Consider the following 18506-nt stretch of genomic DNA (forward strand, 5'->3'; position numbering starts at 1 on the left):
GATGCGCCGCCAGGGCTGGACGCAGGTCGTACGTTTCGCGCCGGTGATCGGCGCGATGGCGCTCATGGGCTGCCGGGGGTTGCCGGGCAAGCTGGAAACGGCGCGTGCCGAGGCGGCATCGACGCTGCCCGCCCCTTACCTCGACGGCCTCGTGACCGAATCGGTCGCCGTGGACGGCACGCACCTGGTGTTCGTCGTACGTACGCCGGAAGGCGATGCCGGCAGCCTGCAAGCGCATCCGAAGTTCGCCGCACTGCGTGAGAGCGAACAGCGGGAAATGCCGGCGCTGTGCGCGCAGTCCGCATTGCAGCCGCTCGCGGGAACGGATGCCGTCTTCGTCCGACGCTTCGTGGATCGCCACGATGTCCTGATCTTCGAACTGACCCTCCCCGCACACGAGTGCCCCGCCCCGCCGGCCTGATCCGCCGGTCACGTCTTGAGGAAGTCCCCTTGAAAGTCCTGGTCATCGGTTCCGGCGGTCGCGAGCATGCCCTGGCGTGGAAACTGGCGCAGTCGCCGCGCGTGGACGAAGTGATCGTCGCGCCCGGCAATGCGGGCACCGCCACGGAAGCCGGTTGTCGCAACGCGGCGATCAAGGTCACCGATATCGAAGGCCTGCTCGCGCTGGCGCAGGACGAAGGCGTGGGCCTGACCGTCGTCGGCCCGGAGGTGCCGCTGGTGGCCGGCGTGGTCGACCGGTTCCGCCTGGCCGGCCAGCGTATCTTCGGCCCCACCGCGGCCGCGGCGCAGCTGGAAGGCAGCAAGGCGTTCGCGAAGGATTTCCTCGCACGCCATGGCATTCCCACTGCGTTCTACGCCGTGCATACCGATGTGGACGCCGCGCTCGCCTATCTCCGCGAAAAAGGTGCGCCGATCGTGGTCAAGGCCGACGGCCTGGCCGCCGGCAAGGGCGTGATCGTGGCGATGACGCTGGACGAAGCCGAGGCCGCGGTACGCGACATGCTGTCGGGCAATGCGTTCGGCGATGCCGGCGCGCGCGTGGTGATCGAGGAGTTCCTCGAAGGCGAGGAAGCCAGCTTCATCAGCATGGTCGACGGCGCCACGGCGCTGCCGATGGCGACCAGCCAGGACCACAAGCGCGTGGGCGACGGCGACACCGGCCCCAACACCGGCGGCATGGGTGCGTACTCGCCCGCACCGGTGGTGACGCCCGAGGTGCACGCACGCGTGATGCGCGAGGTCGTGAATCCGACCGTGCAGGGCATGATCGCCGACGGCGTGCCCTTCACCGGCTTCCTCTACGCCGGCCTGATGATCGACGACAGCGGCGCACCGAAAGTCATCGAATTCAACGTGCGCTTCGGCGACCCCGAGACGCAACCGGTGATGCTGCGCCTGCAGTCCGACCTGGTCGACCTGGTGGAAGCGGCCATCGACGGCCGCCTCGACGCCACGCAGGCGGAGTGGGATCCGCGCCCGTCGCTGGGCGTGGTGATGGCAGCGGCGCCGTACCCGGACACGCCGGTCACCGGTGATGTCATCGCCGGGCTGGACGAGGTACCGGACTCCGCTAAGGTGTTCCATGCCGGCACCGCGCTGGACGCCGAGGGTCGCGTGACCAGCGCAGGCGGCCGCGTGCTGTGCGTCGCCGCGCTGGGGGCATCGGTGTCGGACGCGCAGCGCCAGGCGTATGCGGGTGTCGGGAAGATCCACTGGACCCACGCATTCCACCGCACCGACATCGGCTGGCGTGCGATCGCACGCGAGCGCGACGCCGGCTGAGTCAGGCCGCCTGCACGAAGCGCGCGGCGTGTTCGCGCGGCGCGCTGCGCAGGTACTGCGGCGCCACCGCGACATCGGCGCCCAACGCGGCGGCCGCGTGCCACGGCCAGCGCGGATCGTAGAGGATGCCGCGCGCGAGCGCGACGGCATCCGCCCGGCCCTGCTGCAGGATGTCTTCCGCCTGCTGCGGCTCGGTGATCAGGCCCACCGCGATCACCGGCATCGCCACTTCCTGCTTGATCGCATCCGCGAACGGCACCTGGTAACCGGGTACTGCGGTGATGCGCTGCGCCGGATGCAACCCACCGCTGGACACGTCGATGAAATGACAGCCGCGCGCCTCCAGCGCTTTCGCCAGCACGATGCTTTGCGCCAGGTCCCAGCCACCTTCCACCCAATCGGTCGCGGAGATACGCACGCCGAGCGCCATCGTCGCCGGTACGGCCGCCTTGACCGCATCGAACACCTGCAGCAGCAGGCGCATGCGGTTTTCCAGCGAGCCACCATAGGCATCGTCGCGCTGGTTGCTCAACGGCGACAGGAACTGGTGCAGAAGATAGCCATGCGCAGCGTGGATCTCGATCAGGTCCAGGCCCAACCGGACCGCGCGTCGTGCGCTCGCGACGAATGCCGCGACAACATCGTCGATACCCGCCTGGTCCAGCGCGATCGGCGGCACGCCGCCCTCCGCATACGGCGTGGCGGACGCGGAGACGGTCTGCCACCCATGCACGTCATCGGGCGGAATGGCCGCACCGTGGTGGTCCCACGGGCGATGCGTCGACGCCTTGCGGCCTGCGTGCGCGAGTTGCACGCCCAGCGGCATCGCCGAGTGGCGGCGCGTGGCCGCGAGCGCATTCGCGAAGGCCTGTTCGGTGGCGTCGTCCCACAGGCCGATGTCGGCCCAGCTGATGCGTCCGCGCGGCTCGACCGCTGTTGCTTCGATGATGGCCAACCCGGCGCCGGACTGGGCGAGGTTGGGCCAATGGAAGGCGTGCCAGTCGGTGGCGCGGCCCTCCTCGGCGGAGTACTGGCACATGGGTTCTACGACGATGCGGTTGGACAGGCGCAGCGGCCCGAGGTCGACAGGCGAGAACAGGAGGCTCATGAGGGAGGACGGGAACGACGTGGGGCCGACACTATCCGCCCGCTCGCCCACCCCATCAACGCCAGCAGTGGAACGCTGTCGGGCAGGCAGGATGGCACCGCCACATCGATTTGCTAGGCTGCGCGCAACCCACGGAGGGCGCATGTCCAGCTACAGCCAGTTCTCGCTGCTGACACAACGGCGGTTCCTGCCGTATTTCACCGTCCAGGCGCTGGGCGCCTTCAACGACAACGTCTACCGGCAGGCGATCATCGCGCTGCTGTTCTTCCTGGGCGCGAGCGACGACCAGCTCTCGCTGTACGCCACCCTGGCGCCGGCGATCTTCATCCTGCCGTACTTCCTCTTTTCCGCCATCGCCGGCCAGTTCGCCGAGAAGCTGGAGAAGCACCGGCTGATCGTGATCACCACGACGATGGAGATCGTGATCATGTCGCTGGCCGCGGTCGGCTTCCTGCTGCAGAACATGCCGCTGCTGCTGGTGGCGCTATTCTGCACCGGCGTGCAGTCCACGTTGTTCGGACCGGTGAAGTATTCCGTGCTGCCGTCGATCCTCAAGCCTGAGGAATTGACCGGCGGCAACGGGCTGGTCGAGATGGGCACCTCGATCTCGATCCTGTGCGGCATGATCGCCGGCGGCATGATCTTCCAGATCGCGGGCGCGCACGGACCGCAGGCTGCGGCCGTCGCCATCGTGCTGCTGGCGGTGCTGGGCAACGTGATGTCGCGGATGATCCCGCGCATGGATGCCGGCGCACCCGATCTGAAGATCCGCTGGAACCCGATTCCCGAATCGCTGGCCGTGCTGCGCATGGCCAGGCAGCAACTGGCGGTGCGCAACGCCATCCTCGGCGTGTCGTGGTTCTGGTTCTTCGGCACGTTGCTCACGTCGCAACTGCCGGCGTACGCGAAACTGCACCTGGGTGCCGCCGACGGCTCATCGACCCTGTACGTGTTCGCGTTGGCGCTGTTCTCGGTGGGCACCGGCATCGGCTCGCTGCTGTGCGAGAAACTGTCGGGCCGCACGGTCGAGATCGGCCTGGTGCCGGTGGGCGCCTTCGGCATGAGCGCGTTCCTGCTCGACCTGTACTTCGCCCGCCCGGGTTTCGCGCCCGCCACGGGGCTGGACATCGCCGGATTCGTCCGCCATGCCGGCAGCGTGCGGATCATGATCGACCTGGTGGGCATCGGCATGTTCGCCGGCATCTTCGTGGTGCCGCTGTTCGCGCTGATCCAGAGCCGCACCGACCGTACGCAGATGGCGCGCGTGTTCGCCGCGCTCAACATCCAGAACTCCGGCTTCATCGTGCTGGCGGCGCTGGTCGGCCTGGGCCTGCACGCGCTGGACTGGAGCAGCCCGCAGATGTTCCTCGCGCTGGCGATCGCCAACGCGGTGGTCGCGATCTGGATCTTCACGATCGTGCCCGAGTTCCTGATGCGCTTCCTCAGCTGGCTGCTGGTGCGCACGCTGTACCGGCTGCGCCTGCACGGTATCGAGAAGCACGTGCCGGACGAAGGCCCGGCGCTGTTGGTCTGCAACCACGTCAGCTACATGGATGCGCTGATCCTGGCCGCGACCATTCCGCGACCGGTGCGCTTCGTCATGTATTACAAGATCTTCAACATCCCGGTGATGAGCTGGATCTTCCGGACCGCCAAGGCGATCCCGATCGCCGGCGCACGCGAGGATCCCGCGCTGATGCAACGCGCCTTCGACGAGATCGACGCGGCGCTGGCCGAAGGCGAGATCGTCGGCATCTTCCCCGAAGGCGCCCTGACGAAGGATGGCGACATCGCCGCATTCAAGTCCGGTGTCGAGAAGATCCTGGAGCGGCGTGCCGTGCCCGTGGTGCCGATGGCGCTGAAGGGCATGTGGTCCAGCATGTGGAGCCGCCGCGACACACGCCTGGGCCGCATGCGCGTACCGCGGCGCTTCCGCGCGAACGTGGATGTCGTGGCGGGCGAACCGATGGACGGTGCGGCCGCGACGGCGGAAGTGCTGGAAGCGCGCGTGCGTGCCTTGCGCGGGGATGCGGCGTGATGCAGGCGCCGTCTCCCTGAGGCCTGCGCCCATCGCCGGACGAACCTTTTTGCCTGGTGGTCTGGCACTATTGGAGCGTCCGGGACGCAAGCAACGCGGCCCTCAACCCCTTCAGCCCGTACAAGGAATGCCCGCATGAGCGCAGTACCTCCGATGCCCCCCACCTCCGCGCCGGAAAGCATCCCGAATCATCTCGCCTGGGCGATCGTGTCCACGGTGCTCGCGACCTGCCTCTGCTGCCCGCTCGGCCTGATCGGTATCGTCGCGATCGTGTTCTCGTCGCAGGTCAACGGCAAGCTCAACCAGGGTGATCTGGAAGGTGCCCGTAGCGCCTCGGCCAACGCCAAGATCTGGTGCTGGGTCGCCACCGCTTTCGCCATCATCGGCCTGCTTGCCAACATCGCCGTGTTCGCCACGGGCGGCATGGAGCAGTACATGATGATGATGGAGCAGGTGCAGCAGTCGCAGTGACCTCGCTGCGACTCTCGCACTGGATAGCACTCGCAGCGGCGGCCCTCGTGGCCGCCGCTGGCGTCTTGCTGTTGTTGAAATTCGATCCCAACGCAGCGGATAGCCCGTTTCCTGGCTGCATCTTCCGTGCGATAACCGGCTACTACTGCGTGGGCTGCGGCCTGACACGCGCACTGCACGCCCTGGTCCACGGCGACCTGCTCCGCGCATTCGCCATGAACCCGCTGGGCGTCCTGTTGCTTCCCATCGTTCCGATGATGATCGCCCACGGCCGGGGCTGGCGCCCCCGCGCCATCGAACCGCTGATGCGCGTGCTGACGGCGCCGAAGTTCTGGCTCGTGCTGCTGCCGGCCTACTGGATCGCGCGCAACCTGCCGTGGTTTCCCTTCACCCTGCTCGCACCTGGCTGACCGCGCGCGCGATTGCGCTCAGCTGACCCAGCCGCCGATCACGAACACGGCGAGCAACGCCAGCCACAGCAGCAGGATCCGCCACACCAGGCTCATCGCATCGCGCAGTTCGGGCAGTTCGCGCATCGCCTGCACCATGCCTTCCTCGGCGTACTCTTCGGCTTCCTCCGCCAGCTCGCAGCGCACGCTGGCGCGCGCTGCGCTGCCGAGGAAACCCGCATCCAGTGCGAATCGCGCACCGCCGGCTTCGCGCCACGTGGAGAACACGGTGTCGAAATTGCCGACGAGCGCCATCGCCAGGGTCATCAGCTGCGCCACGGGCCATTCCAGCGCGGCCTTGAAACGGCGCGCGCCTTCGCGGTTCGCGGGCGGCAGGTCGGCCCATGCGTCCCGTGCCGCGAGCACCGTCAACCGGTACAGCATCGCGCCCACCGGGCCGAGCAGCAGGAACCAGAACAGCACGCCGAACCAGCGTTCTAGCGCATTGCGGAACACGGCCTCCACCAGCGCGGGGCCATCGAGCGCGGCGGCTTCGCCGGTGAGACCGAGCCGGGCGATGGCCGCGCGCCGGGTCGGCGCATCATGCGCATCGATGACCGCTTCGACATCCACGTCGAGATCGCGCGGCCCCCAGGCGTAGACGAGTACCGCGATGTCGAACAGCAATCCCACCAGGCCGTAGACCGGGCCATCGAGCAGCCATTGCAGGATGGCGACCACGAGCAGCACCGGCACCATCGCGAGCGCGATGCCGTAGCGCCCCTGCCACGCAGCGCCCTGCCCCGTATTGCGGGTCAGCCATTCCAGCCAGGCGCGATACCAGGCGTACTGGCGCAGCGAAATGACCAGCGTGGGCGCGACATGGCCCAGTACCAGTGCAATCACGACCGCGACGAGGGTGATCGACATGACGTCCTCCGGGCCGGGATTCTAGCGCGACCGGGCGTTAAAGACCGGTCTGCGCGGGCGGCATGCCTATGCGCGCCGCGCCCGCAGGGTGGCATGCCAGTGTTCGATGAGCGCGCGCGCGATGGAGATGGAGGGCGAGAGCAGCAGCGGAGCCTCGTCGCCATCGTCGCCGCGCAGCGCTGCATCCACCTCATCGAAGGTGAACCAGCGCGCATCCTCGAGCTCGCCATCCACCTGCGGCGGATCGGGCTCGCCCTCCGCGCTGAAGCCCAGCATCAACGCACCGGGGAACGGCCAGGGCTGCGCACCGAGGTAACGGCATGTGCGCACGCGCACCTGCGTCTCTTCTAACACTTCGCGCGCGACCGTCTGCTCCAGCGTTTCGCCGGGCTCCACGAACCCGGCGACCACCGAGTAGCGCCTCGGCGGCCATGCGGCCTGGCGCCCCAGCAACAGCCGCTCGCCATCGCTGACCGCGACGATGACCGCAGGATCCACGCGCGGATAGTGGTCCTTGCCGCACTGCGTGCAGTGCGCGGTGTAGCCCGCGCGCTTGAACGTGATCGCGCCACCGCAGGCGCTGCAGAACTGCGTGGACGCCTGCCAGTGCAACAGCGCGCGCGCCATCGCGAAGACACCGGATTCGAACGGCGGCCAGGACGCTGCCGCACGGCGCAGGTCGACATGCGATGGTGCCTGTACGGCGTGATGACGCGCATGCGCCGCGAACCATGCGACCCCGTCCTTCAACCCGAGGAAGAGGCTCGCGCCCGGCCCGCCGCCCAGTGAGGCGCCGTCAAGCGCGAAGAGCGCACCCTCGGCATCGGTCAGCGCGCGCCCATCGTCCTCCAGCAGCAGCACCCGCGCACCAGGCCACAGGCGGGCCAGTGCATCGGCGTCGTCGCGCAGCGCATCGGCACGATCGAGCGTATCGCCGGCAAAGGCGAACCCGGTCAGCGGAGCGGAGGAAAGCGGAAGACCTGTCACGGAACGCGGCAGGCCAGGGGTCACATGCTGAAACTGCTGCCGCAGCCGCAGGTGGTCTTCGCGTTGGGGTTGCGGATGACGAACTGCGCGCCTTGCAGGCTCTCGCTGTAGTCGACTTCCGCGCCCATGAGGTACTGCAGGCTCAGCGGATCGACGAGCAGCGAAACACCGTCGGTATCCACCGCCACATCGTCCTCGGCGCGGTTCTCGTCGAACTCGAAACCATACTGGAACCCGGAGCAGCCACCGCCCTGGATGTAGACGCGCAGCGCCAGCGCATCGTTGCCTTCGTCCTGGATCAGCTCACGCACCTTGGCCGCCGCAGCGGGGGTGAAATTGAGCGGCCGGTCGATGGACTGGTAGTCCGGCGCGGCAGGCGCGATAGGCAGGGAAACGACGGTGGTCATGGCGAAAGGATGGGGGCTGGCCGGGGGCAGTTCAAGTTCAGCGCGCCGCGGCGCCTTCGCCGGCGCCTTCCTTCGCGGCGGCCTGTGCCCATGGGAACGACTGTTCCACCGCCGTGCCGCCCTGCGGCACCACGCGCGCGATCACCCGCACCGGCTTGAAGCCCGGGGGAAGCAGCAGGTCGCCTTCCACCTGCTGGAAGTACTTGAAGGAATACGCCACGCCTGGCGCATTGGCCTGCTGGCGCAGGTCCGACCAGCCCAGGCGCCGCAGCTTGCCGCCCTCGGTGCCTTCCACCGACACCAGCAGGCGGCCGGCGTTCACCGCGCCCCGGTTGAGGTTCTGGGTCAAGGTGGCGGTGAAGTGCCAGGCCTGCGCGTCCTGGGGAACGAGGGTGAGCTCGTGCACCGACAGGCCGCGACGCTGGGCGGTCGCGCCGACGAAGCGCTCGTAGAAGGCGACGTCGGCCCGCAGACCGGAGATCTCCTCGTCGCGCTCGCCGAGCGTGGCCTGCAGGTCGCGATTGGCGTCGCGGCTGATCTGGTCCGAGCGCGCCAACGTGGCGGCACGCTGCTCCAGCGTTTCGATGCGTTGCTGCTGGGCCCGCAACTGGCCGGGCGTGGGCGTGTCGCCGGAGTGGCGCGCGAACACCTGCCAGGCCCCCCAGACGCCGAAGCCCAGCGCGAGCACCAGAACGGCGACCAGCACCGGCCACCCCACCGCACGGGGCGGAGGTACGGTCGGCGGGACGGGCCTGGTGCTCATGGCCGCAGGATAGCGCGGCGTCTCACATCAGGCTCTGAATGACCGCCTCAGGCGTCGGCGGCCCAGGCTTCGGGCAGGGCGCTGCCTTCCCGGGGGGCAACGGCGGCGGCGTCGGCGTGCACCAGGTGGCCTGTCAGCTGCGCGCCGGCACTCATTTCCACCACCTTGTAATGCAGATTGCCGTGGATGCGGGCCTTGGGGGCCAGTTCGATGCGTTCATGGGCATGCACATCGCCGACCATGCGGCCGTTGATCACCACCACCGGCGCCTGCACCTCGCCCTCGATGCTGCCCTGTTCGGCCAGTGTCAGCACGGCGCGCTCGCCGGATTCGGCGATCACCTTGCCCTGGATGTGGCCTTCGACGTACAGGCCGCCACTGAACACCACGTCGCCGCGGATGGTCACCTGGGGGCCGATCAAGGTGTCGATGGCGCCCACGTCCGGGCGGATGGGCTTGGTCTTGAACATCTCACTTGCCTCCTGCGGCGGTAGCGGTCTTCCAGTCGAAGGCCTGTTCCACCGCCGCGTCGTCGCCGTGCAGTGTCACCTTGACCCGCTGCGGCGTGAAGCCCGGCGGCAGCATCACGCTGCCATCCAACTGTTGGAAATATCGGAATGAATAGGCCTGGCCGGGGGCGCTCCGCTGCTGGTGCAGTTCGTCCCACGCCACCGCGGCGAGCTTGCCGTCGCGGACGCCCTCCACGGTGAAACGCATCTGCCCCTGGCTGATCGCGCCGCGGTTGAGCGTCTGCGTCAACATGATCTGGTAGCGCCATGTCCCGCCCGAGGCCGATTCGAACTCGGCCACGTGCACACCCAGGCCCTTGCGCTGGCTGGTCGAGCCCACCAGGCGTTCGTAGAAGGCCACGTCGGCCCGCAACGCGGCGATTTCCTCATCGCGCTCAGCCAGTGCGTCCTGGACTTCGGCATTCGCCGCACGGCTGATCTGGTCCGAACGCGCAAGCGTGGATTCGCGCTGCTGCAGCGAATCCAGGGTGCCCCGCGCGGCGGCCAGCGCCTGTTCCGCGCGCTTGCGCGCGGCGTCGGCCTGCGCAAGCCGCGGCGCCGCGGTGTGGCTGGCGATGAACCAGGCAGCCGCCAGCGTGCCCGCCCACGCGAGCACGAACAGGAACGACGTGCTGCGGCGACGCACGGCCGCATCGCGCGGCACGATGCGGAAGCGGGACGGAAGACGCTCTGACATGACGGACAGACGGCGTCCGGCACTCAGCCGGCACCCCGATGGGACCCCTATACTCGCCGCAGTGGCGCGAGCCCTCGAGTTTACCGGGAGTGGCAGACATGTCCGAAGCGCATCTTTTCGTAATTGGGATCCTGTTGGCATGGATGGCGGGCATCCGTGTCTACCTGACCGTATTCGGCCTGGGCCTGGCCGGTGCGCTGGGCTGGCTGGACCTGCCGCCGGCCTTGCAGGTGACCGAATCCTGGTGGGTGCTCGGCACCTCCGGCGCCCTCGCGCTGACCGAATTCTTCGCCGACAAGATCCCGGGCGTGGATTCGGGCTGGGACCTGCTGCAGACCCTGGCCCGCGTGCCGGCGGGCGCCTTCCTGGCCGCGGCCACCCTCTCCCCGGATGGCCAGCTCAGCGGGGGCGCCCTGGCGGCGGGCGCCGGCGTGGCGCTGACCAGCCACCTGCTGAAGAGCGGTTCGCGCGCCCTGATGAACACCTCGCCCGAGCCCGTGAGCAACTGGACCGCCTCCGTGGCGGAGGATGCCGCGGTGGTCGGCGGCCTGTCGCTGGCCTTTGCGCACCCCTGGATTGCGTTGTTCCTTGTCGTGGGGGTATCGCTGCTGGTCGCCATCGCGGTGTGGTGGGTCTGGCGCACCCTGTCGCGCGGACTGAAACGGCTGCTGCAGCCACTCCCTGCGACGGAGGCATCACCCCCGACCTCTGGCCCGTGACAGGCGCCAGCGCATCGGGGATCATGGGTCTGCCTCACCTGTGAACTTCATCGCATAATGGGGCTCAGCTTGGGGAAGCCTGATGTCCGCCATCGATGCCACGTCCCGCATGCAGGATGAGCCCCCGCGCTCACGCCAGCGTGCCGAAACCCCGCCGGCGCATTACTGGCGCCGCTGGACGGGCGATGCCGCCCCGGAAGACGCGGAACTGCCCGGAGCCGGAGAGCCCGTCGAGATGACCCCATCGCCCCCCACGCCCAACGCTGTATCCACGCCACCGAACCCCGTGGCGAATGATGCCGGCACCCCGCCCCCGCCGGCCGATCCGGAGTCCCCTTACCGCGTGATGATCGTCGAGGACGACCGCGGGCAGGCCTTGTTCGCGCAGAGCGTGCTGCATGGCGCCGGCATGCAGGCCGAGGTGCAGATGCAGTCCGACGGCGTGCTCGATGCGATACGCCGCTTCCACCCCGATCTCGTCCTGATGGACCTGCACATGCCGGGCAAGGACGGCATGTCGCTGACGATGCTGATCCGTCAGCAGCCCGAGTACCTGCACCTGCCGATCGTGTTCCTCACCGGCGATCCGGACCCGGAGCGCCAGTTCGAGGTGCTGGAGAGCGGCGCGGACGACTTCCTCAACAAGCCGATCCGCCCCCGTCACCTGATCGCCGCCGTTTCCAATCGCATCCTGCGCGCACGCCAGCGCCAGCAGGCGCTTCCGCGCGCGACGTTGAATACGGAAACCGGCCTGCCCACGCGCACGTTCGTGCTGCAGCAGCTCACCGACAACCTGCAACGAAGCGCCGGCGGCGGCTTGTTCTTCGTCGAGGTCAGCAGCGCATTGAGCCTGCGGGAGCGCTACGGTTACGCGGTGTTCGAGCACCTGATGAACCAGGCCGGCCGCCAACTCGCTGCCGCCGCGTCCCCGCACCCGGTCGCGCGACTGAACGACAACAGTTTCCTGATGCTCGCCGACGCCGTCGATGAAGGCACCCTGGCCGCACTGGCGCAGCAGCTGCGCGACGGCCTGACGGCGCATGATTTCCAGGCCCGCGCCAACGAGCCGCTGAAGCTGCGCGGCTCGGTCGGCTACACCGCCCTGTCGCTCGGCTTCGCCGATGCCGGCAGCGCGCTGGAAGCGACCGAACGCGCCGTGCTGCAGGCCCGCCTCAAGGCGGAAAGCCTCGCCGCCTACGAGCCCGCGCAGGTGGACGAGGACGCACCGAGCATTTCGCTCGAAGACGGCCAGTTCGAACTCGCCTACCAACCGATCGTCGCCGTTGCCGGCAGCGACCAGGCGCAGTACCAGGTACTGCTGCGCATGCGCCAGCCGGATGGGTCGCTGCTTCCCGCCTCGCAGGTCATCCCGGCGGCCGAATCCGCCGGCGGCATCGCCCAGATCGACCATTGGGTGCTCGAGCACGCGCTGTATGTGCTGGCCGAACGCCAGACCGAAGGTCCGTCGCTGCGCCTGTTCGTCTCGCAGTCGCCGCGCTCGCTGGCACGCGAGTCGCACGCGCAGTGGCTGCTCGACGCCCTGCGCGCGCGCGGCATCGAAGGCACATCGCTGGTCATCGACCTGCGCCTGGCCGATGCGCTGATCCACACCGTCACGCTGCGCCAGTTCTGCCAACAGTTGATGCCGGCCGGCGTGCAGTTCTGCCTGAGCCAGTTCGAGCCCGGCACGGAGGCCGACGCCCTGCTGACGCAACTCCCGCTGGGCTTCGTGCGCGTCTCCAGCAAGTACGCCAGCGCGCATGCCGATCCGGCGCTGCGTGACCAGCTGCGTGGCGTCATCGATGCAGCGCACCGGCAGGGACTGCAGGTCATCGGCCAGCAGATCGAGGATCCGCAGGCCGCCGCCGCGATGTGGATGGGCGGTGTCGACTTCATCCAGGGCAACCTGGTGCAGGCCGTCGGCAGCGAACTCGGCTTCGACTTCCACAACGCGGTGCTGTAAGCATGCCCGCCACGGGGCGTACACCGGTAGTCCCCTGGCTGACGACGGCGCTCGCCGCCGCCACCGTCGCTGCAGGCGGCCTGCACGCAGCGGGAGTCGACGGCCCCTGGTTGCCGGTGGCGCTCGGCGCAGGTGGCGCCACGTTGGCGACCGCGCTGGCGGAAGCACTGCGCGCACGTACGCAGGCGCACCAGCACACAGGCGTGCAGGCCCGCGCAGCGATGGCCGAATCCGAACGCGACGGCCTGCGCCGCGACCTGCAGCGGCACGATCAGCTGGAGCAGGAACTCGTGCGTGCGAAGCAGGCCGCCGAATCCGCGGCGATGGCCAAGGGCGAATTCCTCGCCACGATGAGCCACGAGATCCGCACGCCGCTCAACGGCATCGTGCCGATGCTGGAGATGCTGTCGCGCGCGCCGCTGGCGCCGGACCAGCGCGAGATGCTGGCCACCGCCACGGCCTCGTCGCACCAGTTGCTGCGCATCGTCGATGACATCCTCGATTACTCGAAACTCGAGGCCAACAAACTCGATCTCGAGATCACCGGCTTCAACCTGCGCGAATTGCTGGATAGCGTGCTCCAGCTGATGTACCGCCCGGCGGAGAACAAGGGGCTGAAACTCAGCCTGCAGCTCGATCCGGCCGTGCGGCTTCCGGTGCGCGGCGACCCCGTGCGCTTGCGGCAGGTCCTCACGAACCTGGTCGGCAACGCCATCAAGTTCACCGACCGCGGCTCCGTCACGCTGGTCGTCCGCCGTCTCGGCGAAACCGCCGCGCAGCACCTGCTGCGCTTCGAGGTGCGGGACACCGGCATCGGCATCGACGAGGACGCGCGCGGCCGCCTGTTCCATTCCTTCAGCCAAGCCGACGCATCGACCACGCGCCTGTACGGCGGCACGGGTCTGGGGCTGGCGATCTGCCGGCGCATCGTCGACCTGATGGGGGGTCGCATCGACGTGGTGTCGGAGGTCGGCCGTGGCTCGACCTTCTGGTTTGAAGTCCCGCTGATGAAAGTCATCGGCGATCTGCGCCAGCGCGACAACGGCGTGCTGGACCACGGACGCGTGCTGATCGTCTCGCCCGACGCGCGCCTGCGGCAGCGCCTGACCCTGCTGGTCACCAACTGGGGCATGCAGCCGGTAGCCGTGGAAACGACGCAGGAAGCGCTGGACCGCCTCAGGCTGGTGTCCGAACAGGCACAACAGGACTACCTGGCGGTGCTGGCCGACATCGGCAGCATCCGCAGCACGGCACTTGCGCTGCACCGCGCGATCACACGCCGCCCCCTGCCCGACTCGCTTCGCCTCGTATGGCTGTACGGCGACGAGACCGTACCGACCGAACTGCATCCCCGCGCCACGCTGCTCTCGCGGCAATCGCCGGACGCCGACCTGCGCGCCGCACTCATCGGCGCGGCACCGGAGCAGGACGCGGACGTGACCGCACCCGAGGTGGAGGAGATTTACCCCGTCACGTCGGGCCCCGACGTCGCCGAGGCCGGTACCGCGGCGTTCGCGCCGACACCGGCCACGCCGGATGCCGCGATCGAGATTCCCTCGGCGCCCGAACCTGCAGTCGTCAGCGCCATGCGGATCGAACCCCGGTTACTGCTGGTGGAAGACAACCCGGTCAACCTGCTGGTCGCGCAGAAGCTGCTGTCGGCTCTCGGCTTCAAATGCGAGACGGCGGCGAACGGCGACATCGCGCTGAAGCGCATGCAGGTGGAACATTTCGATTTGATCCTGATGGATTGCCAGATGCCGGTGCTGGACGGCTATGCCGCGACACGCCGCTGGCGCGAGATCGAGACGCAACGCGACACGGGGGGCCGCCTCCCCATCGTCGCGATGACGGCCAACGCCATGGCCGGCGATCGCCAGCGCTGCCTCGACGCCGGGATGGACGACTACCTCGCCAAGCCCGTGTCGCGCGAGCAACTGGAAGGCTGCCTCAATCGCTGGCTGCCCGACCGGATGAACTTCGTGCTACGCAATGCCGCTCTCGCCGCGCCGGCCGAACCCGCGCCTGCGGCACCCGCCGTCGCCACCGCACGCGCGCCGGCGCCGAGCTTTCCGGTGCTGGACCAGACGATGCTGGAAGAGCTGCGTGAGATCGCTGGCGACGAGACGGCCCGCATCATCACGGTCTTCCTCGAAGACGCGCCGCGCCTGATCTCCACGCTGGAGAAGGCCGCGGCGATACCCGACCTGGATGCGATGCGCGATGCGGCGCATACGCTGAAATCATCCAGCGCCAACGTCGGCGCGATGGCGCTGTCGGCTGCGGCCAAGCGTGTCGAACTCGGCGCGCGTGCACGCAAGCTCGAGCGCCCGGCCGTCGCGGTTGCGCTGGTCATCGCGGAATATGCGCGCGCCCGGATGGCGCTGCAGGGCTACGCCGCCCAGCAGTTGGGCAGGCCGCTGATCCCGCAGCCTGCCACCACGCCTCAGTCGTCGCCTTCGAGCTTCGTCAGCAGGTAGTTCGGCTCGCCGATGCGGTCGATCACCGACAGCTGCGTTTCCAGCCAGTCGATGTGCTCTTCCTCGGAATCCAGGATGTCGGCGAACAGCTTGCGGCTGACGTAATCCGCCACGGATTCGCAGTACTTGATGGCGTCGCGCAGCACCGGCAACGCTTCCTGCTCCAACGCCAGGTCGCACTCGAGGATCTCGCGCGGCGTCTCGCCGATGCGCAGCTTGCCCAGCGCCTGGAAGTTCGGCAGCCCATCGAGGAACAGGATGCGCTCCGACAGCTTGTCGGCATGCTTCATCTCGTCGATGGATTCCTTGTACTCGTGCTCGGCCAGTTCCTTGAAGCCCCAGTTCTTCAGCATCTTTGCGTGCAGGAAGTACTGGTTGATGGCGGTGAGTTCGTTGTAGAGCGCCTTGTTGAGGTACTCGATGACCTTGGCGTCGCCTTTCATGGCCATGCTCCGTGGGCGGAAGGACGGCAAAGGTTAGCCCGTGCGCGCGCTCGGTGACGGAACGCGAATCGTGATCATTCGGAAGGATGGGCGCCGCCGACAGACGGTCGCCGCGACAATCAGGCGGCGTGGGACAGCGTCAGGATCGGGAACAAGGACTCACGCGGCGCAGGCTGCGCGGCCTGCAGCACATCCATCGCCATGTCGAGGCAACTGCCGCAGTTGGCACCGGCACCCGTCCGCATCGTCAGCTCGGCCACGGTCGTGCAGCCGGCGTTGGCGGCTTCACGGATCTGGCGGTCGGTCACGCCATTGCAGACACAGACGTACACGGTATGGAGCAAGCGCGGCGGGCGCGGAACGGCCCGTGGCTATTGCACCCGAGATGAGAATGATTGTCAATTCTGAACGGGTTCGCTGCCGCCGCCCCATTTACGTCCGGGCCGGTTACGTCCGCGCCGGCGCACACCCTCCTGCGGCCGGACGGCTGGCAAGGGCGGCGGAATCGCCTGCACTCCCGCCACCCCCCGTGCGAACGGAGCCAGATGGCCCAGGGCACTGGCATACACGCGACGCTTGAACAGGACCACGTGCTCGACCGGGTACCAGAAATCCACCCAGCGCCAGTGGTCGAACTCGGGGCTTTCGGTCAGGTCCAGACGCAGATGGGCCTCATCCCCGACCAAGCGGAGGAGGAACCAGACCTGCTTCTGGCCGATGCATACCTGGCGTTCGTTCCGGCGCACCGCCCGTGGCGGCAACCGATAACGCAGCCAGCCGGGCGTGACACCCAACACTTCGACATGTTCGGGCAACAAGCCTGTTTCTTCCCGCAATTCGCGGTACATGGCTTCGACCGGCGTCTCGTCCGTGTTCATGCCGCCTTGCGGGAACTGCCAGCCATCCCGGCGCACCCGTCGCGCCCAGAACACCCGGCCATCCGGCCGCATCAACACGATACCGACATTGGGTCGGTAGCCGTCCGGATCGATCACGATGCGGACTCCTGAAATCTACTGCCCCCGACTCTGCCACGCCCCGCCGGAAGCGACAAGCACGCGCCGCCCGGTTGACACGGAGGGGGCAGAAATGAAGAATACGCGGTTCACGCGGCTATGTAGCTCAGCCGGTTAGAGCACAGCACTCATAATGCTGGGGTCGGTGGTTCGAGTCCACCCATAGCCACCACGTGATAGTACGAGCAAGTCCAACTAAGGCCGGGAAGCCCCGATATATCAAGGCTTCCGGCCTTTTTTGTGTCCCGAGTAGTCCGGGGACATCCGTTGCAAGCCGGCGGTAAGGGGCGGTAACTTTGGCGGTAGGCGGCATGCCGCCAAACCTGTTACCGCCAAGATCGTTACCGCATGCCCCTGACCGATACCGCCATCCGCAAAACAAAACCTGAACAAAAGCCGCTCAAGTTGCGCGACGGCGGCGGTCTTTACCTAATTCTCCGACCAGATGGCGCGCGCTGGTGGCGACTGGATTACCGGCGCCCTGTCTCAGGCAAGCGGAACACCCTTAGCCTGGGCACCTACCCTGACACAGGCCTCGCAGAAGCCCGCGCCGAGCGCGATCGGGCTCGCAAGCAGCTCGCCGCAGGGATCGACCCCGGCGAGCACCGGAAGGCAGAGCAATCTGCCGGCGTCGAGCGGGCCGGCAATAGCTTCGAAGTCATCTCACGTGAATGGCTGGCCGTGAAAGCGCACGGCTGGACCGACAGCCACCATGCCAAGCAAAAAGTGCGTCTTGAAGCTCATGTCTTTCCCTGGATTGGCAAAAAACCGATTGCAGAAGTCGGAGTTTCGGATCTACGCCCCTTACTGACCCGTATGGTTGAGCGCAGTCATCATGAACAGGCTCATCGGGTCATGGCAGCGATGAGCAGCGTGTTCAAGTACGCCGTAGCTACGGAGCGAGCCGACCGCAACCCAGCTGCGGACCTGGGTGCGGCCCTTCCATCACGTCGGAAGCGCAGCTTTCCTACGATCACAGATCCGAAAGAGGTCGGCGGACTTCTGCGGGCAATGGACCGATATCGGGGTGAACCCGCTACCTCTGCGGCCTTGAAGTTGGCCCCTATGACCTTCGTGCGTCCTGGCGAACTCCGGGGCGCCCGCTGGGCCGAGTTCGACCTTGATCATCCTGATGGCGCGCGCTGGGTAATTCCAGCCAGTCGGAGGAAGTTGCTAAAGGCGGACAAGGAGGATCCGAACACCGAGCCACACGTTGTGCCACTCGCAGAGCAAGCGGTAGCCATCCTCCGAGACCTAATGCCACTGACCGGACATCGAGAATACGTTTTCCCCGGGGTGCGCGACCCCAAGCGCTGCATGTCCGAGAACACGGTAAACGCAGCCTTGAGAAACCTTGGCTACGATGGCAACACCATTGTTGGCCATGGGTTTCGCCACATGGCCTCCACTCTGCTCAACGAACTCGGATTCAATCCGGACGCGATCGAGCGTCAGCTCGCCCATAAGGGACAAGGCGTGCGGGCGATCTATAACCTCGCCAAGCATATGCCTGAACGAAAGAAGATGATGCAGGCGTGGGCGGACTATTTGGACGCGTGCAAAGCGATGGGAATAGAAGCGCAGCTCGATTCCAAAGCAGCCTGATTTCATCAAAGGCAGGTCCGCTTCCGGCCAGAAGCGGCCATCGCATCGGTATCGGCGATGCGTCCCCCCCCCGCGCTTGGGAAACCTCCGCAGGATGATCTCTCCACTAGTGTGGAAGGTTGTCTGCGCTGCGCTGGGACATTGGTAAGGAAGAAGGCATTGGCAGGCTCGCTATGCGGCTCTCATGCCGCCCGCCGGTGGCGTGACTTTCAATCGCTACCTCGCAGATCGGACAACT

The 18506-nt window shown here is 67.5% G+C and carries 17 protein-coding genes, 1 tRNA gene and 2 pseudogenes; 10 read left to right on the plus strand and 10 right to left on the minus strand.

What is annotated here, in order from left to right; genetic code table 11:
• Position 1 precedes the first annotated feature (1 nt).
• Entirely contained in the window at positions 2–421 is a 420-nt protein-coding gene (locus ASD72_RS03235) for a hypothetical protein (protein WP_056878548.1), read from the plus strand.
• A gap of 29 nt (positions 422–450) precedes the next feature.
• Positions 451–1743: a phosphoribosylamine--glycine ligase gene (gene purD / locus ASD72_RS03240; RefSeq protein WP_056878549.1), complete on the plus strand. Its 1293-nt coding sequence runs from the start codon at positions 451–453 to the stop codon at positions 1741–1743.
• Position 1744: 1 nt separating this feature from the next.
• On the opposite strand, the gene ASD72_RS03245 is transcribed toward purD, so the two are convergent.
• Positions 1745–2851 carry an NADH:flavin oxidoreductase/NADH oxidase gene (locus tag ASD72_RS03245; protein WP_056878550.1) on the minus strand — a complete coding sequence of 369 codons (1107 nt, stop codon included), beginning with the start codon at positions 2849–2851 and terminating at the stop codon, positions 1745–1747.
• 142 nt (positions 2852–2993) lie between these two features.
• On the opposite strand from ASD72_RS03245, the gene ASD72_RS03250 reads away from it, so the two are divergent.
• From ASD72_RS03250 to ASD72_RS03260, 3 genes are all read left to right on the plus strand, one after another.
• Positions 2994–4889 (plus strand): MFS transporter, encoded by a 1896-nt coding sequence (locus ASD72_RS03250; protein ID WP_056878551.1) that lies wholly within the window; start codon positions 2994–2996, stop codon positions 4887–4889.
• 135 nt (positions 4890–5024) lie between these two features.
• Positions 5025–5360, plus strand: a complete 336-nt coding sequence (locus tag ASD72_RS03255) for a CD225/dispanin family protein (RefSeq protein WP_056878552.1) — start codon at positions 5025–5027, stop codon at positions 5358–5360.
• Between the two features lie 5 nt (positions 5361–5365).
• Positions 5366–5770 carry a DUF2752 domain-containing protein gene (locus tag ASD72_RS03260; RefSeq protein WP_056878618.1) on the plus strand — a complete coding sequence of 135 codons (405 nt, stop codon included), beginning with the start codon at positions 5366–5368 and terminating at the stop codon, positions 5768–5770.
• Positions 5771–5788: 18 nt separating this feature from the next.
• On the opposite strand, the gene ASD72_RS03265 is transcribed toward ASD72_RS03260, so the two are convergent.
• From ASD72_RS03265 to ASD72_RS03290, 6 genes and pseudogenes are all read right to left on the minus strand, one after another.
• The gene (locus tag ASD72_RS03265; RefSeq protein WP_056878553.1) at positions 5789–6679 is read right to left on the minus strand and encodes a cobalamin biosynthesis protein; all 891 of its coding nucleotides are present in this window, start codon (positions 6677–6679) and stop codon (positions 5789–5791) included.
• Positions 6680–6745: 66 nt separating this feature from the next.
• Positions 6746–7666 carry an NAD(+) diphosphatase gene (gene nudC / locus ASD72_RS03270; RefSeq protein ID WP_056878619.1) on the minus strand — a complete coding sequence of 307 codons (921 nt, stop codon included), beginning with the start codon at positions 7664–7666 and terminating at the stop codon, positions 6746–6748.
• A 20-nt stretch (positions 7667–7686) separates the two neighbouring features.
• The gene (erpA, locus tag ASD72_RS03275) at positions 7687–8073 is read right to left on the minus strand and encodes an iron-sulfur cluster insertion protein ErpA (protein WP_056878554.1); all 387 of its coding nucleotides are present in this window, start codon (positions 8071–8073) and stop codon (positions 7687–7689) included.
• A 37-nt stretch (positions 8074–8110) separates the two neighbouring features.
• Positions 8111–8836: a DUF6776 family protein gene (locus tag ASD72_RS03280; RefSeq protein ID WP_056878555.1), complete on the minus strand. Its 726-nt coding sequence runs from the start codon at positions 8834–8836 to the stop codon at positions 8111–8113.
• A gap of 116 nt (positions 8837–8952) precedes the next feature.
• Positions 8953–9306 (minus strand): annotated as a pseudogene (locus ASD72_RS03285) (polymer-forming cytoskeletal protein); the annotation flags it as partial.
• A 1-nt stretch (position 9307) separates the two neighbouring features.
• Positions 9308–10042 (minus strand): DUF6776 family protein, encoded by a 735-nt coding sequence (locus ASD72_RS03290; RefSeq protein ID WP_056878557.1) that lies wholly within the window; start codon positions 10040–10042, stop codon positions 9308–9310.
• A gap of 98 nt (positions 10043–10140) precedes the next feature.
• On the opposite strand from ASD72_RS03290, the gene ASD72_RS03295 reads away from it, so the two are divergent.
• From ASD72_RS03295 to ASD72_RS03305, 3 genes are all read left to right on the plus strand, one after another.
• Positions 10141–10761, plus strand: a complete 621-nt coding sequence (locus ASD72_RS03295) for a DUF4126 domain-containing protein (RefSeq protein ID WP_056878558.1) — start codon at positions 10141–10143, stop codon at positions 10759–10761.
• Positions 10762–10843: 82 nt separating this feature from the next.
• The gene (locus tag ASD72_RS03300; RefSeq protein WP_056878559.1) at positions 10844–12724 is read left to right on the plus strand and encodes an EAL domain-containing protein; all 1881 of its coding nucleotides are present in this window, start codon (positions 10844–10846) and stop codon (positions 12722–12724) included.
• A 2-nt stretch (positions 12725–12726) separates the two neighbouring features.
• A complete protein-coding gene (locus tag ASD72_RS03305; protein WP_081420107.1) occupies positions 12727–15204 on the plus strand; it encodes a hybrid sensor histidine kinase/response regulator in 2478 nt (825 codons plus the stop codon).
• On the opposite strand, the gene bfr is transcribed toward ASD72_RS03305, so the two are convergent.
• From bfr to ASD72_RS03320, 3 genes and pseudogenes are all read right to left on the minus strand, one after another.
• On the minus strand, positions 15171–15647 hold the full coding sequence (gene bfr, locus ASD72_RS03310; RefSeq protein WP_056878620.1) for a bacterioferritin: 477 nt from the start codon (positions 15645–15647) through the stop codon (positions 15171–15173). The two genes, ASD72_RS03305 and bfr, sit on opposite strands and share 34 nt — an antisense overlap.
• Positions 15648–15766: 119 nt before the next feature.
• Positions 15767–15979 carry a (2Fe-2S)-binding protein gene (locus ASD72_RS03315; RefSeq protein ID WP_056878621.1) on the minus strand — a complete coding sequence of 71 codons (213 nt, stop codon included), beginning with the start codon at positions 15977–15979 and terminating at the stop codon, positions 15767–15769.
• A gap of 183 nt (positions 15980–16162) precedes the next feature.
• Positions 16163–16642: pseudogene (locus tag ASD72_RS03320) on the minus strand (RNA pyrophosphohydrolase); the annotation flags it as partial.
• 116 nt (positions 16643–16758) lie between these two features.
• Here ASD72_RS03320 and ASD72_RS03325 point away from each other — a divergent pair.
• Together ASD72_RS03325 and ASD72_RS03330 are read left to right on the plus strand one after the other, a co-directional pair.
• Positions 16759–16835, plus strand: a tRNA-Met gene (locus ASD72_RS03325).
• Positions 16836–17011: 176 nt separating this feature from the next.
• A complete protein-coding gene (locus tag ASD72_RS03330) occupies positions 17012–18268 on the plus strand; it encodes an integrase arm-type DNA-binding domain-containing protein (protein ID WP_056878561.1) in 1257 nt (418 codons plus the stop codon).
• Positions 18269–18506 lie beyond the last annotated feature (238 nt).

This window comes from Pseudoxanthomonas sp. Root630, assembly GCF_001427585.1.
Lineage (GTDB): Bacteria > Pseudomonadota > Gammaproteobacteria > Xanthomonadales > Xanthomonadaceae > Pseudoxanthomonas_A.

Excerpts from the sequence above, each read along its gene's own strand:
- ASD72_RS03235 (WP_056878548.1), top strand. The coding sequence starts at position 2 with ATGCGCCGCCAGGGCTGGACGCAGGTCGTACGTTTCGCGCCGGTGATC.
- ASD72_RS03245 (WP_056878550.1), bottom strand. The coding sequence starts at position 2,851 with ATGAGCCTCCTGTTCTCGCCTGTCGACCTCGGGCCGCTGCGCCTGTCC.
- ASD72_RS03250 (WP_056878551.1), top strand. The coding sequence starts at position 2,994 with ATGTCCAGCTACAGCCAGTTCTCGCTGCTGACACAACGGCGGTTCCTG.
- ASD72_RS03255 (WP_056878552.1), top strand. The coding sequence starts at position 5,025 with ATGAGCGCAGTACCTCCGATGCCCCCCACCTCCGCGCCGGAAAGCATC.
- ASD72_RS03265 (WP_056878553.1), bottom strand. The coding sequence starts at position 6,679 with ATGTCGATCACCCTCGTCGCGGTCGTGATTGCACTGGTACTGGGCCAT.
- erpA (WP_056878554.1), bottom strand. The coding sequence starts at position 8,073 with ATGACCACCGTCGTTTCCCTGCCTATCGCGCCTGCCGCGCCGGACTAC.
- ASD72_RS03280 (WP_056878555.1), bottom strand. The coding sequence starts at position 8,836 with ATGAGCACCAGGCCCGTCCCGCCGACCGTACCTCCGCCCCGTGCGGTG.
- ASD72_RS03290 (WP_056878557.1), bottom strand. The coding sequence starts at position 10,042 with ATGTCAGAGCGTCTTCCGTCCCGCTTCCGCATCGTGCCGCGCGATGCG.
- ASD72_RS03295 (WP_056878558.1), top strand. The coding sequence starts at position 10,141 with ATGTCCGAAGCGCATCTTTTCGTAATTGGGATCCTGTTGGCATGGATG.
- ASD72_RS03300 (WP_056878559.1), top strand. The coding sequence starts at position 10,844 with ATGTCCGCCATCGATGCCACGTCCCGCATGCAGGATGAGCCCCCGCGC.
- ASD72_RS03305 (WP_081420107.1), top strand. The coding sequence starts at position 12,727 with ATGCCCGCCACGGGGCGTACACCGGTAGTCCCCTGGCTGACGACGGCG.
- bfr (WP_056878620.1), bottom strand. The coding sequence starts at position 15,647 with ATGAAAGGCGACGCCAAGGTCATCGAGTACCTCAACAAGGCGCTCTAC.
- ASD72_RS03330 (WP_056878561.1), top strand. The coding sequence starts at position 17,012 with ATGCCCCTGACCGATACCGCCATCCGCAAAACAAAACCTGAACAAAAG.